The 16,038-nt window shown below is 35.2% G+C and carries 13 protein-coding genes; 10 read left to right on the top strand and 3 right to left on the bottom strand.

Going from position 1 to position 16,038, the window contains the following annotated elements; all coding sequences use genetic code 11:
* Positions 1-685: 685 nt before the first annotated feature.
* Both K6T82_RS20610 and K6T82_RS20605 read right to left on the bottom strand, forming a co-directional pair.
* Positions 686-1,690 (bottom strand): LLM class flavin-dependent oxidoreductase, encoded by a 1,005-nt coding sequence (locus K6T82_RS20610; protein WP_223710155.1) that lies wholly within the window; start codon positions 1,688-1,690, stop codon positions 686-688.
* 94 nt (positions 1,691-1,784) lie between these two features.
* Complete coding sequence (locus tag K6T82_RS20605; RefSeq protein WP_223710153.1) at positions 1,785-2,999, bottom strand: polysaccharide deacetylase family protein; 1,215 nt, start codon at positions 2,997-2,999, stop codon at positions 1,785-1,787.
* Positions 3,000-3,167: 168 nt separating this feature from the next.
* Here K6T82_RS20605 and K6T82_RS20600 point away from each other — a divergent pair, with 168 nt between their 5' ends.
* From K6T82_RS20600 to kdpA, 4 genes are all read left to right on the top strand, one after another.
* Positions 3,168-4,511, top strand: coding sequence for a sigma-54-dependent transcriptional regulator (locus K6T82_RS20600; protein ID WP_223710151.1), 1,344 nt, complete (start codon positions 3,168-3,170; stop codon positions 4,509-4,511).
* 212 nt (positions 4,512-4,723) lie between these two features.
* Positions 4,724-5,005, top strand: coding sequence for a DUF7674 family protein (locus K6T82_RS20595; protein ID WP_223710149.1), 282 nt, complete (start codon positions 4,724-4,726; stop codon positions 5,003-5,005).
* Between the two features lie 162 nt (positions 5,006-5,167).
* Positions 5,168-5,245, top strand: coding sequence for a K(+)-transporting ATPase subunit F (kdpF, locus tag K6T82_RS20590; protein ID WP_073489533.1), 78 nt, complete (start codon positions 5,168-5,170; stop codon positions 5,243-5,245).
* A gap of 108 nt (positions 5,246-5,353) precedes the next feature.
* A complete protein-coding gene (gene kdpA / locus K6T82_RS20585; protein WP_223710146.1) occupies positions 5,354-7,072 on the top strand; it encodes a potassium-transporting ATPase subunit KdpA in 1,719 nt (572 codons plus the stop codon).
* A 71-nt stretch (positions 7,073-7,143) separates the two neighbouring features.
* Here kdpA and K6T82_RS20580 read toward each other — a convergent pair whose 3' ends face one another.
* The gene (locus K6T82_RS20580; RefSeq protein WP_223710143.1) at positions 7,144-7,503 is read right to left on the bottom strand and encodes a four helix bundle protein; all 360 of its coding nucleotides are present in this window, start codon (positions 7,501-7,503) and stop codon (positions 7,144-7,146) included.
* A 70-nt stretch (positions 7,504-7,573) separates the two neighbouring features.
* On the opposite strand from K6T82_RS20580, the gene kdpB reads away from it, so the two are divergent.
* The 6 genes from kdpB to K6T82_RS20550 all read left to right on the top strand — a co-directional run bounded on the left by kdpB (position 7,574) and on the right by K6T82_RS20550 (position 16,035).
* Positions 7,574-9,631: a potassium-transporting ATPase subunit KdpB gene (gene kdpB / locus K6T82_RS20575; protein WP_223710140.1), complete on the top strand. Its 2,058-nt coding sequence runs from the start codon at positions 7,574-7,576 to the stop codon at positions 9,629-9,631.
* A gap of 132 nt (positions 9,632-9,763) precedes the next feature.
* Positions 9,764-10,315, top strand: a complete 552-nt coding sequence (locus K6T82_RS20570; RefSeq protein ID WP_223710137.1) for a K(+)-transporting ATPase subunit C — start codon at positions 9,764-9,766, stop codon at positions 10,313-10,315.
* A gap of 453 nt (positions 10,316-10,768) precedes the next feature.
* On the top strand, positions 10,769-11,845 hold the full coding sequence (locus tag K6T82_RS20565) for a porin (RefSeq protein WP_223710134.1): 1,077 nt from the start codon (positions 10,769-10,771) through the stop codon (positions 11,843-11,845).
* Between the two features lie 153 nt (positions 11,846-11,998).
* Positions 11,999-13,120, top strand: coding sequence for a sensor protein KdpD (locus tag K6T82_RS20560; protein ID WP_223710132.1), 1,122 nt, complete (start codon positions 11,999-12,001; stop codon positions 13,118-13,120).
* A 154-nt stretch (positions 13,121-13,274) separates the two neighbouring features.
* On the top strand, positions 13,275-14,990 hold the full coding sequence (locus tag K6T82_RS20555; protein ID WP_223710129.1) for a sensor histidine kinase: 1,716 nt from the start codon (positions 13,275-13,277) through the stop codon (positions 14,988-14,990).
* A 283-nt stretch (positions 14,991-15,273) separates the two neighbouring features.
* Positions 15,274-16,035 (top strand): phosphatase PAP2 family protein, encoded by a 762-nt coding sequence (locus K6T82_RS20550; RefSeq protein ID WP_223710126.1) that lies wholly within the window; start codon positions 15,274-15,276, stop codon positions 16,033-16,035.
* Positions 16,036-16,038 lie beyond the last annotated feature (3 nt).

Below are 16,038 nucleotides of genomic sequence, written 5' to 3'. Positions count from 1 at the left end.
AAATCTCGCAAGCTTTTTTGAATCTTTTTTTTCGGAAGTTTTACCTTCCTTTGATCCGTCTGCTTGCCAGTAATTCAGTGAACGTTTTTCGTTGTTGCGGGTGCAAAAGTACACAACAATTCCAGTTACGCAAGCTTTTTCAAACACTTTTTTCAATCTTTTTTCGATGTTTTTCTTAACTCACTGGTAACGCCATCTTTACAATTCAAATATTTCTGCTCTTCTGTACGGTTTTTCCTCGTTTGTTTCACTTTTCCTTGTTTTTCGCATGTTTGGGATTGTCTCTTTTGAGGGGTTTTCAGTCTTTCGGGATGTTTTTTGACGAAAATTTAAGGTTGCTAAATGCACTTTGCGCCGTTTTTAATCCCGCAGAGACGCGAAGACACCAAGTTTTCAATCCTTTCTTCTTCTGGAAACGGATCCCCTAGCCCCGATAGGGCGGAAATCCTTTTTATGGCGGGGTTCGTCGTAAAAAGATTGGAGCGCATAGCGGGAAACAGCTCCTTATTATTATTATTCAAATCACAAATCTCAATGGGCTTCGACTCCGCTCAGCCTGACAAGCTATACTTATATACTATATATGTACAAACAACAAACCCGACAGGTTTTTAAAAACTGTCGGGTTGGAAATGAAATTACTTATATATAATGTATAAAAAATCTATACTATATATAATATGTATTATTGATTTAAGGCGTCTATTACTTCTTTGGTGATTTCGATGCTTTTTAGTTTTGCATTGTGATCGAAGATTGGACTTGTCACCATTAGCTCGTCGATTCTTGCGTAGTCGATGAACTTTCTCAAATCGGTAACTAATTGATCTTTGTTTCCTGTGAAGGTTCCCGCTGTCATCTGGTTTACATGGAAACGTTCTGCTTCGTTCATTATATCATCTAGCGACGAAACTGGCGGTTGCAATCCTTTTCTATCATTTCTAATTAAATTTAAAAACATCTGATATAAACTTGTAGACAATGTTTCTGCCTCTTCGTTGGTATCGGCAGCAATTATATTAAGACATGCCATTGTTTTTGGTTGCTCTAAAAATTCGGATTGCTGAAAATTATCACGATAAAACTCAAAAGCTTGAATCATCAATTTTGGTGCAAAATGTCCGGCGAAAGCATAAGGCAATCCATAAGCCGCTGCCAAAGCTGCGCTATCCATACTTGATCCTAAAATCCAGATTGGAACATTCAGACCTTCAGCCGGGAATGCACGAACTTTTCCTGTAGCATTTTCAAATGAAAAGTATTCCTGAAGTTTGCTCACATTTTGTGGAAAACGCTGTGCTTGTTCAAAAAAGTCTTTACGAATTGCTTCTGCAGTTGGCTGATCTGTTCCTGGTGCTCTTCCTAAACCTAAATCGATTCGGTTTGGGTAAAGTGTTTCTAAAGTTCCAAATTGTTCTGCTACTACTAAAGGCGAATGATTTGGAAGCATGATTCCGCCAGAACCTACGCGAATCTTTTCGGTTTGACTTGCTACATACCCAATCAAAACAACTGTTGCTGTACTTGCAACGTGCGCCATATTGTGATGTTCTGCCAGCCAAATTCGCTTGTATCCTAGTTTATCGGCTAATTGAGCAATGTCTTTTGTTTTTTGAAATGTTTCGGTTGCGTTACTATCTTGGGTGATAATCGCAAGCTCTAATATTGAGACTGAAATTGGTTTTTTCATATAAATTAAGGCTAAAATGCAAAATTAAGTCATTTATGCGAATGCCTTTTCTTTTCTAATGTTAATAGAATTATAATATTTGTAACTACAAATGTTACCTTAACAATTGTAGTAAAATTCGTTTGTGAGTTGTTTTACCATCATCTTTTATTTTTAAATCTTTATTTGTTTCGATTTCAAATTTTGATGAAGTTTCTATATTCAATGAAATATCTCGATTTCGGAAAGTTTCTGGAATTTCTGGAAGCTGAATAGTTACGGTTACTTCTTTATTTTTCTGCTGAAAATCGACTTTTATTCTGTCTCTTAACCAAATATATTCGTAAACTTCCTGCCACGGCGCCATCCAGATTGAATCGTTTCCTTTTAAACCATATTTATTGGCAAGCGTAGTCATATAATATTTGAATTCAGGAAAACGCATACTTAGATTCCACAAATTTGTATTTCCTGTTCCGTGTGTGAATTCGTTAAACCAAACGGTATTGGGTTGTTTCACTATCGAATCTAACGTTTTTAGATAACGATCCATTGTTTTTAATGCAATCGTATCTTTTGAACTTTGTACAAAAGTTCGGGCAGAAATCATTTTATCTAAATCTACTTTTGAATCCACTTTAAAAATTGGACCGACACCATAATAAGATGCTACAGAAAAATGTCCGTTGTTAAGTGCGTCTTTTTCATATTCTAAATAATATTTCTCGTCTCCTTCTCCGCCAGGAACTACAAAATGAGACATTTTAAAATCTAAATTCTTCTTTATTGAAGCTGTATTTTCGATCACTTCTGTCAAATAATTTGTTCCGTGTTTTGTGGCGTGGTGAAAACCGTGATTCAAAATATCCCAGCCCGCATTATACATTTCTTTTACCTCAGTCCATGAAAGATGTCCACGGTTTTCTGGCAAGTCACGAATTGAACCTCCATTAATCGCCAATGCTAATTTAAACGGAATTTTATTTCCCATTCCGTCCGAATAAAAAAGTCCTTCTGAAGTTGTTCCGTCTCCACCCTGATCTATTTTCCATTCGTTTATCGATGAATTACTGATCTTTCCTCCATTCAATAATGGAAAAGCTGTTAAATAAGCCGATCTGTAACCATCATCGAGCGTAAAACTATAAGCTAAATGTTTGTTGTATTTTAAAGGTGCAACGGCAATTTTTACTTTATCTGCCGATTTTAGTTTTATTTTGAATGAAATGGTTTTCGGTTTTGAGGAATCTTTTTCGATAATTCCGTTTGAAAAAGCATTGAAACTGCCAAAAATTATGACAGTTACTATTAAAAGAATTCGTTTTGACATGATTTTTTAGTGGTTCATTTTGGTTCTAAAAGTACATTTCTTTTTGAAACAAATATTTTAAACCTAATTATTAACCTAAAAATAATTTCGACAGAATCAAAAAAGTGAACAGATTTTAAAGCTAAATTTGTACATCGAATACCAAAATTTGATTTAGCATCTCTGCAAATGACACACAAAATTTTAATTATAGACGACGAAGAAAAACTGAGAAGTCTGCTGGTTCGTATTATTAAATCGGAAGGATTTGAAGTTTTTGAAGCGAAAGATTTAAAATCTGGTTTTAAAAAACTGGAACAAACCGATATTGATGTTGTTTTGTGTGATGTAAAACTTCCTGACGGAAACGGTGTTGATTTTGTTCAAAACATAAAAAGCAGTTTTCCTTTAACGGAAGTTATTTTGCTGACGGCTTTCGGAAATATTCCAGACGGCGTTCAGGCAATGAAAAATGGCGCTTTCGATTATATTGTAAAAGGCGATGATAACGACAAAATTATTCCGCTTCTTTATAAAGCCGTCGAAAAAGTGCATTTGCAGAAAAAAGTAAAACAGCTTGAAAAACGTATTGGCGATAAATATTCTTTTAATACCATAATCGGAAAATCAAAAGGAATTGAACAGGTTATTGATTTGGCTCAAAAAGTTGCCAAAACCGATTCGACTGTTTTATTGACTGGAGAAACAGGAACCGGAAAAGAGGTTTTTGCACAGGCAATTCATGAAAACAGCAATCGTGCAGGAAAGTCTTTTGTGGCTTTAAACTGCAGTACGTTCAGCAAAGAAATTTTAGAAAGCGAACTTTTCGGTCATAAGCAAGGTGCATTTACTGGAGCTTTAAAAGATAAAAAAGGTTTTATTGAAGAAGCAAATGGCGGTACTTTATTCTTAGATGAAATTGGAGAAATGCCAATTGATCTTCAGGCTAAATTATTACGTGTTTTAGAAACCAGCGAATATATTCCGGTTGGTGACACAACTTCAAAAAAATCAAATTTTAGACTAATTGCTGCCACAAACAGAGATTTAAAAGAAGAAAGTGAAGCGCATCGTTTCCGTTCTGATTTGTATTTCCGTTTGAATATTTTCGAAATCAAATTGCCTTCACTTCGTGAAAGAGCTAAAGATATTCAGTTGTTGGCTAATTATTATGTGAAACAGTTTTCGGAAAAAACGAATAAAAAGACTTTACAAACCTCAGCTGATTTTCTGGAGAAATTAGAAAATTATTCGTGGCCGGGAAATATCCGTGAACTTAAAAATGTTATTGAAAGATCGGTTATTTTGAGTAATGGTGATACTTTGACTTCTGATGTTCTGCCTTATGAAATTCAGCATCAAACGGAGAAAAACACAAAATCAATGTCGGCTTTTTCTATGCAGAGTATTGAGAAACTCCATATTCAAAAGGTTTTGAATTATACTAAAGGAAATAAAGCCGAAACGGCTAGATTGTTGGAAATTGGGATTGCGACTTTGTATCGAAAGATTGAAGAATATGGGATTCAATAGAATAAAATCCAAATTTTTGAAATTCCAAATTCCAATACTTTACTTTTAAATATCTTATCATTTTAATAAAAGCTTATCATTTTGATAGGCTTTTTTTATGCCTAATTTTCGACACAAAACAACAACTTCTTATTTTACAACATCTTACACACTACTCTACATTTTCGGAATGTATTTTGGCATAAGGAGGAAGAACATCAAAATTCCTTCTCATGAAAAATCAAGTTAATTCTATTTACAAACAAGCGGAACGCTTTGCTGAGATAACTAAAAAAAATATTATCTGTGGCAATATCGTTCGGGCTAAAAAATGTTTAGCGCTTGCTGAACGGTTATTTATTACTGGAAGTATCGAAACTAAAAATGCTATTTCAAACGTGTATGTTTTTTCGGTTTCGTCTTTTATGGAAATGCGTCACTGCAATATTTCGCATCTTTTCCCACAAACGCTTAAAGCAGAATATATCAAACAGGTTAATGCTTCTGGAGTCTAAAAAGTTTAATTGGTTAACCGTTTAATTGTTTAATCGTTTTCTGCAACAATCTAAATTCTAAATTCTGAAATAATTATGATCACTTTTCTTTTACTCGGGCTAGCCGTTTTACTGTTTGCCATTTGTTTTCTCTCTGTTGAATTCTTTGAAAAAATCTAAATCATGACTGCACTCTTTATTGTCTCAATTGCCGTTTTCGTGTATTTGGTTTATGTATTAATTAAACCTGAAAAATTCTAATAAATGTGAAATGTCAAAAGTGAAATGTTAGATGTTTTCATTTTACAAATCACATCTCACTTTTCACAACTTCACATCTCACTTTTTACAATCAACAACTCACTCATTATGAATACAGAATTACTAGGTGTCATTGGTATTTTTCTCCTCACTATTGTTTTAGCGATTCCCTTCGGAAAATATATTGCTAAAGTATTTTTAGGAAACAAAACACTTCTTGACCCGATTTTCAATCCGCTTGAAAAATTTATTTTTAAAATCAGCGGTATCAATCCAGCTGAAGAAATGAACTGGAAACAGAATCTAAAAGCACTTTTAAGTATCAATATGCTTTGGTTCTTTCTCTGCTTTTTTGTCCTGCTTTTTCAGGGTTCGTTACCGCTAAATCCAGATAATAATCCATCGATGTCTCCTGATTTGGCATTTAATACCGCCATTTCATTTGTTGTAAACTGCAACTTACAGCATTATTCTGGTGAAAGCGGGGTTTCATACCTGTCGCAAATGGTATTAATGTTTTTACAATTTGTTTCGGCTGGAGTTGGAATTGCTGCTGCTGTAATGGTTTTTACCGCTATGCGCGAAAGAACAACAGACAAACTGGGGAATTTCTACAATTATTTTGTAAAAAGCTGTACTCGTATTTTATTGCCTCTTTCAGTGATCGTAGCGATTGCTTTAGTTTTCAGCGGCACTTCAATGACTTTTGAAGGAAAAGATGCTATTACTACTTTACAAGGCGATCACGTTGAAGTTTCTCGCGGACCAGCTGCTGCTTTTATTGCCATTAAACATATTGGTACAAACGGCGGTGGATTCTTCGGAGCTAACTCGGCTCATCCTTTAGAAAATCCAACTTATTTTACAAATGCCGTTGAACTTTGGGCACAAATGATTGTTCCGTTTGCGATGATTTTCGCACTTGGTTTCTTTCTAAAAAAACAAAAATTCGCTTATATCGTTTTTGGTGTAATGACAATTGGATTCCTACTCTTGGTAATTCCGACAATGTCAAGTGAAATCAGTGGAAATCCTGCTATCGAAAAAATGGGAATTTCTCAATTAAATGGAGCTATGGAAGGAAAAGAAGTTCGTTTTGGTCCAGCTATTTCTGGTTTCTGGAGTATTGCTACAACGGTAATTTCTACAGGTTCTGTAAATAGTATGCATGATAGTTCGATGCCCGTTTCTGGAGCTATGCAGTTATTAGCCATGATGGTTAACGTATTCTATGGCGGATGCGGTGTTGGTTACCTCAACTTCTATATTTTCATTATTCTGGCTGTTTTCATTTCTGGATTAATGGTTGGTCGAACTCCTGAGTTTTTCGGAAAGAAAATCGAAGCTCGAGAAGTTAAAATCGCTGCTTTTATTGCTATTCTTCATCCGTTATTGATTTTAGCCGGAACAGCTTTAGCTTCTTATTTTACTGCACATGATACTGCAATGGGCTATTGGTTTAGCGGAAATGCTACGGGCTGGCTGAACAATCCAGGAAATCACGGATTCTCTGAAATGTTATACGAATATACTTCAAGCGCTGCGAACAACGGGTCTGGTTTTGAAGGTTTAGGCGATAATAATCCGTTTTGGAATATTACTACAGGAATTGTTTTACTACTAAGCCGTTTCATTCCAATCATCGGACCTTTAGCAATCGCAGGTTTACTAGCGAACAAAAAATACATTCCAGAAAGTGCAGGAACTTTAAAAACCGATACCACAATTTTTGGAATCATGATTTTTGCTGTAATCGCTATTGTTGCTGCTTTGTCTTTCTTTCCAGCGCTGGCGTTAGGACCATTGGCAGAATACTTTGGAATGTAAAATGTGATTTGTGAAAAGTGAGATGACTCAAAAATCTTACTACTCACATTTCACATCTCACAAATAACAAACTATAAACGTGTTTCAAGATTTTTAATTAATCCATAAATGAGTTTTCCTATGACATCTAACTTTTCAATTAATTGTTTGCATTCTTGCTCATTTAAAAAATTCAGCTCTTTACTCAATAAAATTAAAGTATCGAGTTCTGATACGGAACCTAGTGAAATATGTAAAAAATGGATAAATTCTTTTGTTCCTTTTCTTGCTGCGCCTTCTGCAATATTAAGAGGTACAGAAACTGAAGCTCTCCGAATTTGCGAAGTAATTCCGAATTTTTCTTCAGCAGGAAATTTTCTTGTAACTAAGTAAATTTCTTTAACGAATTCAAAACTTTTAATCCAAGAATTCAATTTTTTATGTGGTTTCATATTTAATAAATAACATTTTACAAAAGTAAGAAATTTCACATTTTACATCTAACATTTTACACAAAGAAAAATGACAACTAATAAATCCACATCATTGTTTGAAAGCAAACAGGTAAAAGAAGCATTATTGCAGTCTTTCGTGAAGCTGAATCCAAAAATGATGATTAAAAATCCGGTAATGTTTACCGTAGAAATTGGAACTGCCATTATGTTTGCCGTTTGCGTTTCGATCTTAATGGGCGCAACCGATCAGGGCAGTTTTATTTACAATTTAATTGTTTTCCTAATTTTATTTGTAACGCTTTTGTTTGCCAATTTCGCCGAAGCTATTGCCGAAGCCAGAGGAAAAGCACAAGCCGACAGTTTAAGAAAAACACGTGAAGAAACTCCGGCAAGACAGATTTTGCCAAATGGAGAAATCAGAAACATCAGTTCTTCTCAATTAAAAAAAGATGATATTTTCATTTGTGAAGCAGGCGATTTAATTGCTGCTGACGGAGAAATTATCGACGGGCTTGCTACAATCGACGAAAGTGCGATTACGGGAGAAAGTGCTCCTGTAATTCGCGAAGCGGGCGGAGACAAATCATCTGTTACAGGGGGAACAAAAGTCTTGTCTGATAAAATCAAAGTGAAAGTAACTTCAGAACCTGGCGAAAGCTTTTTGGATAAAATGATTGCTTTGGTTGAAGGTGCGAGCCGTCAGAAAACGCCAAACGAAATTGCCTTGACTATTTTGTTAGCTGCTTTTACCTTAATCTTCGTGATTGTCTGCGTTACCCTAAAACCTTTTGCTGATTATGCCAACGCTCCTATTACTATTGCTGCTTTTATTGCCTTATTCGTTTGCTTGATTCCAACTACGATTGGAGGCTTACTTTCTGCGATTGGAATTGCAGGAATGGACAGAGCTTTGCGCGCTAACGTGATTACAAAATCAGGGAAAGCGGTTGAAACTGCTGGAGATATTGACGTTTTGCTTTTGGATAAAACGGGAACAATTACCATTGGAAACAGAAAAGCAACCAATTTTTATCCAACAAAAGGTATTTCTTTTGAAGATTTCGTTAAATCTGCTGTTTTGAGTTCACTTGCTGATGATACGCCAGAAGGAAAAAGTATTCTTGAACTTGGTAAAATGTTAGATGAGAACAGTAAAATGCAATCAGACATTTCACTTCTCACAGAAAACATTTCACACACAATCAAATTTACTGCTGAAACCAGAACTTCTGGTGTTGTTTTAAAAGATGGAACAAATATTCGAAAAGGCGCACAAGATGCTGCTAAAAAAATCGCAGAACAAGCTGGAAATGCTTTTCCTGAAGATACTTTGCAACAAGTAATTTCCATTTCTTCTAACGGAGGAACGCCTTTAGTGGTCATCAAAAACAACGAAATTCAAGGTGTTATCGAATTGCAGGACATCATTAAAACCGGGATGAAAGAACGCTTTGAACGCTTACGCAGAATGGGAATCAAAACGGTTATGGTTACGGGCGATAATCCGTTGACGGCTAAGTTTATTGCCGAAAAAGCAGGTGTTGATGATTTTATCGCCGAAGCGAAGCCTGAAGATAAAATGAATTATATCCGAAAAGAGCAAGCTGAAGGTCGTCTGGTTGCCATGATGGGAGACGGAACAAATGATGCTCCTGCCCTTGCTCAAGCGAATGTGGGTGTTGCTATGAACAGCGGAACTCAAGCTGCCAAAGAAGCTGGAAATATGGTCGATCTTGACAATGACCCAACAAAACTAATCGAGATTGTCGAAATTGGAAAACAGCTTTTAATGACTCGCGGAACTTTAACCACTTTCTCTATTGCTAATGACGTTGCCAAATATTTTGCGATTGTTCCTGCGCTTTTTATTACGGCGATTCCAGCATTGCAAGGTTTGAACATTATGCATTTACACAGTCCAGAAAGTGCGATTTTATCGGCTGTAATTTTCAATGCGATAATCATTCCGATCTTGATTCCGCTGGCGTTGAGAGGTGTTGAATATCGCCCGATTGGTGCAAGCGCGATTCTAAAACGTAATCTTTTGATTTATGGCTTAGGCGGTTTGATTGTTCCTTTTATCGGAATAAAAGTCATTGATTTAGTAGTCGCATTATTCATGTAAAATTAAACCTGACAGTTTTTAAAAACCTGTCAGGTTTGCAAAAACTAAAATAAAAACATCAGTTCTGAATTGCTAAGTTCTAAGAAGAAAACTTAGAACCTCAGCATCTCAGAACCTCAGAACCTCAAAAAAATGAAAACAATTTTTTCACTCATAAAACTTACTGCGGTTACTTTAATTTTATTCGCAGTTATTTATCCTCTTGCGATTTACGGAATCGCACAAATTGCTCCCAATCAAGGAAAAGGAGAAACGCTTTTGGTTAACGGAAAAGTCGTTGGTTATCAAAAAATCGGACAGAAGTTCGATAAGTCGAATTATTTCTGGGGAAGACCTTCGGCAGTTGATTATAATGCTACAGGAAGTGCCGGAAGCAATAAAGGTCCGAGCAATGCTGAGTATTTAGCTTTGGTTCAAAAGAGAATCGATACTTTCCTTGTTGTTCATCCGTACTTGAAAAAAGCTGAAATTCCAGCTGATATGGTTACGGCTTCAGGAAGCGGTTTAGATCCTAATATTTCTCCTCAAGGCGCTTTGGTTCAAGTGAAACGCGTGGCCAAAGAACGAAATTTAGCTGAAGCTAAAGTTAAAGCTTTGGTGGAATCTAAAATTAATACGGCTGTTGTTGGTCCTGAAACTGTGAATGTTTTGGAGTTGAATGTGGCTCTTGATAAGCTTCGCTAAAGCTTTAAGATGCTAAGGTTCTGAGATACTAAGTTTCTAAGTTTTGTCCTAACAGGTTTTGAAAACCTGTTAGGTATGATTTCTCTTTAGAAACACAGTAACCACACCGTTTGTCATCCCGAGGAACGAGGGATCTCCGCAAGTAGCTCGTCAAAGAATGTCAATCTGTGTCGATCTTGCAACGAAGATTCCTCGTTCCTCGGAATGACAAACCGAACATAAATTGGAATCGAAAAACTAAACTTAAAAATTAAAATATCTCCAAGGTTTTGAAAATCTTGGAGTAAATAATACGCCTTTTTTACCCCAAATGCCCTAGCCCCGATAGTAGTGGAAATCCTTTTTCTGGCTTCTTTAGCCAGGAAAAGATTGAAACGGATAGCGGGAAATAGCTCCTAAAAAATCTACTTAAATAAATTAATTACCCTTTTGGGTTGAATACCACAATTAACAATGAAAAAAATAATACTTACTGCTTTAATCGCTTTTGGTTTTGGCAATTTACATGCACAAGAAGAATCTAAAAGTCCGTTTACGTTTTCGGGATATGTAGACGTTTATTATAGTTATGATTTCGGGAAACCGGAAAATCATACGCGACCGAATTTTTTTTATAATTATAACCGAAGCAATGAGGTAAATCTGAATTTGGGTTTGGCAAAAGTGAATTATTCGAAGGAAAATGTACGAGGGAATTTTGCGCTGATGGCAGGAACTTATGCGCAATATAATATGTCGGCTGAACAGGATTTGCTGAAAAATATTTACGAGGCGAATGTTGGTGTGAAGATTTCGCAAAAACATGATTTATGGATTGATGCGGGAATTATGCCTTCGCATATTGGTTTTGAAAGTGCGATTGGAAAAGACTGCGCGAATTTAACGAGAAGCATTTTGGCTGAGAATTCACCTTATTATGAAGCAGGTGTAAAAATTGGTTATACTTCCGATTCTGGAAAATGGTATTTGGCAGCAATGTATTTAAACGGCTGGCAGAGAATTCAGAAAATCGACGGAAATCAAACTCCGGCTTTTGGAACGCAGGTTACTTATAAACCAACTGATAAAGTGGTTTTGAATTGGAGCACATACGCAGGAAACGAACAGCCTGATATTGATAAAAAATGGCGCTACTTTAATAATTTCTACGGACAATTTAAAGTAACAGAAAAAACAAATTTAACGGCTGGTTTTGATATTGGTTCTCAGCAATCGACTAAAAATAGTAACAAATATGATACGTGGTTTTCGCCTGTTGTGATTCTGCAATACAAACCGACAGATAAAATTCAGTTGGCGGCACGAGGTGAATATTACAATGATGAAAAAGGTGTAATTATCGCGACAGAAACGCCAAACGGATTCAAAACTTACGGATTTTCAGCTAACTTTGATTACTTAATTACTGATAATGTTATGTTTAGAATTGAAGCGAGAAATCTGTCAAGCAAAGATGAAATTTTTACTAAAAACAATCTGCCAACAGATACGAATACTTTTGTAACGACAGCATTGGCTATTTCATTTTAAACATTAAAATTTATTTTTCTACCATTAAGAAATTAAGAAAATTAAGTTTTAGCACGTAGTTTTAATCTAGAATCAGAACATTAAGCTTAATGATCTGTAAACAAAGAAAAGCTTAACTTACTTAATCTCTTAATGGTTAAATCCAAAAAAGAAATGGAAAACGAAAATAACGCACAGCACTTTCTGGATTTGATTCAGAAATCTCGAAAAGGAAAATTTAAGATCTACATTGGAATGAGCGCCGGTGTGGGCAAAACTTTCCGTATGCTTCAGGAAGCGCATTCGTTATTGAAAAACGGAATCGATGTCAAAATTGGCTACATCGAAACGCATATGCGAAAGGAAACGCATGAGTTATTGTCTGGTCTGCCTATTATTCCAAGACGGACTATTTTTTATAAAGGAAAAGAACTCGAAGAACTCGACGTTCAGGCCATCATCAACCTTAGACCAGAAGTGGTTATCGTTGATGAATTGGCGCATACAAATGTAGAAGGAAGCAAAAACGAAAAACGCTGGCAAGATGTTCTGGAGATTTTGGAAGCGGGAATTAATGTGATTTCGGCAGTCAATATTCAGCATATTGAAAGTTTAAATGAAGATGTCAAACGGATTACAAATATTGACGTTCAGGAAAGAATTCCGGATAATGTTTTACGTTTAGCCGATGAGGTTGTCAATATTGATTTAACTTCGGAAGATTTGATTGCACGTTTGAAAGAAGGTAAAATTTATACGGCAGATAAAATTCAAATGGCTTTGCAGAACTTTTTCAAATCGGAACAAATTCTGCAGTTGCGTGAATTGGCTTTGAAAGAAGTAGCGAGTCAGGTAGTTCGAAAAGTAGAAAGTGAAGTTCCGAATCTGCATGCTTTACGTCATGAAAAATTATTGGCTTGTATTAGCAGTAACGATAAAACAGCAAAAATCGTAATTAGAAAAGCTGCTCGATTGGCAAGTTATTACAACGGAAGCTGGTATGTTTTGTATGTAGAAACTCCACAGGAAAGCAGTACAAGAATCGCACTTGACAAACAAAGACATTTAATTAATAACTTTAAACTCGCCGTGCAATTGGGTGCCGAAGTTATTAAGTTAGAAAATTCGAATATTGCCAATGCGATTTTGACAACCGTAGAAGAAAAACAAATTACAACTGTCTGCATCGGAAAACCGCATTTGAATTTATTTAAAGTAATTTTGTCTACAACAATTTTCAGGCGTTTGTTGAATAAATTGTCATTATCAAACGTTGATCTTGTTATACTATCTTGATTTTTTTTACCATTAAGAGATTAAGAAAATTAAGTTTTTCTTTGTGCACAGAACATTAAGCTTACTGTTCTATATTCTAGATTAAAAATAGGTGCTAAACCTTAATTTTCTTAATATCTTAATGGTTCGTATATAAAAAACTTGTTTTAAAAATATGAGAATTAAAACCAAATTGAATCTGGGTGTTGGATTGTTATTTTTAATGATCATCATTCTCTCGTTAGTGAGTGCTTATTCTGTTTTTTTGATTAAGCAGGACACTGAGAATATTCTGAAATCGAATTACAATACGCTGGAATATTCGCGAAATATGATTTTTGCTTTGGACGGAATGAAATCAGATTCGAAAAAAACGATTTTGAATTTTGAGGAAAATCTCGAAAAGCAAACCCAGAATATTACCGAACCTGGCGAGAAACAAGCAACTGAAAAGCTGAAAGAAAGTTTTGCTCTTCTGTCTAAAAACAATTCTGATGAAACTGTAAAAGCACAAATTCGTCAAGATATTTTTGCGATCATGAAACTGAATCTGGATGCTATAAAACAGAAAAGTGACATCGCTAAACAATCGGCTGAAACGGCTAATTTATCGATTGCCATTGTAGGAACTTTGTGCTTTCTGATTGCCTTTAATTTATTGGTTAACCTGCCAAATAATATTGCGAATCCGATTAAGGAATTAACGCTGAGTATTAAGGAAATTGCCAATAAAAACTATTCAGAACGTGTTCATTTTACAAGCCACAGCGAATTTGGAGATCTTGCCAAATCGTTTAATACCATGGCACAAAAACTAGAAGAATACCACGACAGCAATGTTTATAAACTTCTTTTTGAGAAAAAACGACTGGAAACATTGATCAATAATATGAATGATCCGATTATTGGTTTGGACAACGAAGGAATTGTTTTGTTTGTGAATGATGAAGCACTGAAAATTATCGGTTTGAAATCGGAAGATATTATTGGAAAACCTTCATCTGAATTAGCAGTTTCTAATGATTTGATTCGTTCTTTAATTCTGAAAGAAAATGAAACTCCGAAAAAACAACCTCTCAAAATTTTTGCTCACGGAAAAGAAAGTTATTTCGAAAAGGAAATTCACAATATCACGATAACGCCAACGGGCGAAGAAAAAGAAATCAATATTGGAGATGTAATTATTCTTCGAAATATTACGCTTTTTAAAGAATTGGATTTTGCCAAAACCAATTTTATTGCCACGGTTTCGCACGAATTAAAAACGCCGATTGCTTCTATAAAATTAAGTCTTCAATTACTTGAAAATGCCAAAACTGGCGATATGAACGACGACCAAAAACAATTGGTAGAAAGTATTAAAGATGATAGTCAGCGTTTGTTGAAAATCACAGGCGAATTACTGAATTTATCACAATTGGAAACTGGAAACATCCAGCTGAACATTGGAAAAAGCAATCCGCATGAAATTGTAAAATATGCTGTTGAAGCTGTAAAAATTCAGGCAGATCAAAAACAGATTCAATTGATTGTTGACGCCGATGAAAATCTTAAAAACGTAAAAGCCGATGCTGAAAAAACAGGCTGGGTTTTGATTAATTATCTATCAAATGCTATCAGATATTCATCTGAAAAAAGTACAATTCTCATTAAATTAAAAGAAGAAAACAATCAGATGGTTTTTCAGGTTATTGATACCGGAAAAGGAATTGAACCAAGATACAAAGACAAAGTTTTCGATAAATATTTCCAAATTCCAGGAAGTCAGAAATCAGGAACGGGATTAGGTTTAGCGATCAGTAAAGAATTTATTGAAGCTCAAAATGGAAGCGTTGGCGTTGAGAGTAATTTAGGATTGGGAAGTACTTTTTGGTTTACTCTGAAAGTTTAAAGTAAAGCTCTGGAAGAGCAAAATATTTATAGATAGTTTGATTTACACGAATCATAAGCTCCAGCGGAGCGACATATTTCACCCCGATGGGGCTCACTAAAATTCATCAATAATTTCTATAAATATATCGTCCCGCTGGGACTTTCTATTTGAATTGTCATTGATATTGTTGTTGATTTTTGCTATTTCCATTCCCTTGATTAATATTCGCTTAAGGTTGAATTAAGCACAAAATACCCAGCTCGAACATTCGTTAATATTGCAAAAAATAACGACTATAACAATGTTCCACAAAACGATTTTCCTAGTATTTCTATTCGGATTATTTGCTGCGAATGCACAACAAAATGATTCGATTACAAAAATTGACAGTACTTCTAATCATTTAAAATTCAATTACAAACAATTAATTATTCCGTCGGTTTTGATTGGTTATGGTGTAATTGGTTTAGAAAGTGATCAGCTTCTGAGTTTCAACAAACAAATAAAGGCTGAAGTTACTGAAGATATTGACGAAAAAATCACAATTGATGATTTTTCGCAATATGCGCCTGCAGCTTCTGTTTATGCTTTAAACGCTTTTGGCGTAAAAGGAAAAAACAATATGCGTGATCGTTCGGTTATATTTGTAACCTCTTACGCTATTATGGCTACAACGGTTTTGGGTTTAAAATCGATTTCTCATGTAGAAAGACCTGATGGAAGTTCAAATAACTCTTTCCCATCTGGGCATACTGCAACTGCATTTATGGGTGCTGAATTTTTATATCAAGAATATAAAGACAAATCGATTTGGTACGGAATTGCGGGTTACGCCGTAGCCACAGGAACCGGGCTTTTTAGAATTTACAACAATCGTCATTGGTTGACAGATGTAGCTGCCGGAGCTGGAATTGGGATTTTGAGTACGAAAATCGCTTATTGGATTAATCCGTATATCACTAAAAAACTATTCAAATCATCAGCAGAAAACAAATCAACTTCTATGTTAATGCCTTTCTACAATGGGCAACAATATGGATTGGGGTTTGCTAAAGTTTTTTAGTTT

The sequence above is a fragment of the Flavobacterium potami genome (assembly GCF_020026915.1).
In the GTDB taxonomy this organism is placed as follows: domain Bacteria; phylum Bacteroidota; class Bacteroidia; order Flavobacteriales; family Flavobacteriaceae; genus Flavobacterium; species Flavobacterium potami.
The sequence above is the reverse complement of the archived record's forward strand: the minus strand, read 5'-3'. Positions and strand labels throughout refer to the sequence as shown.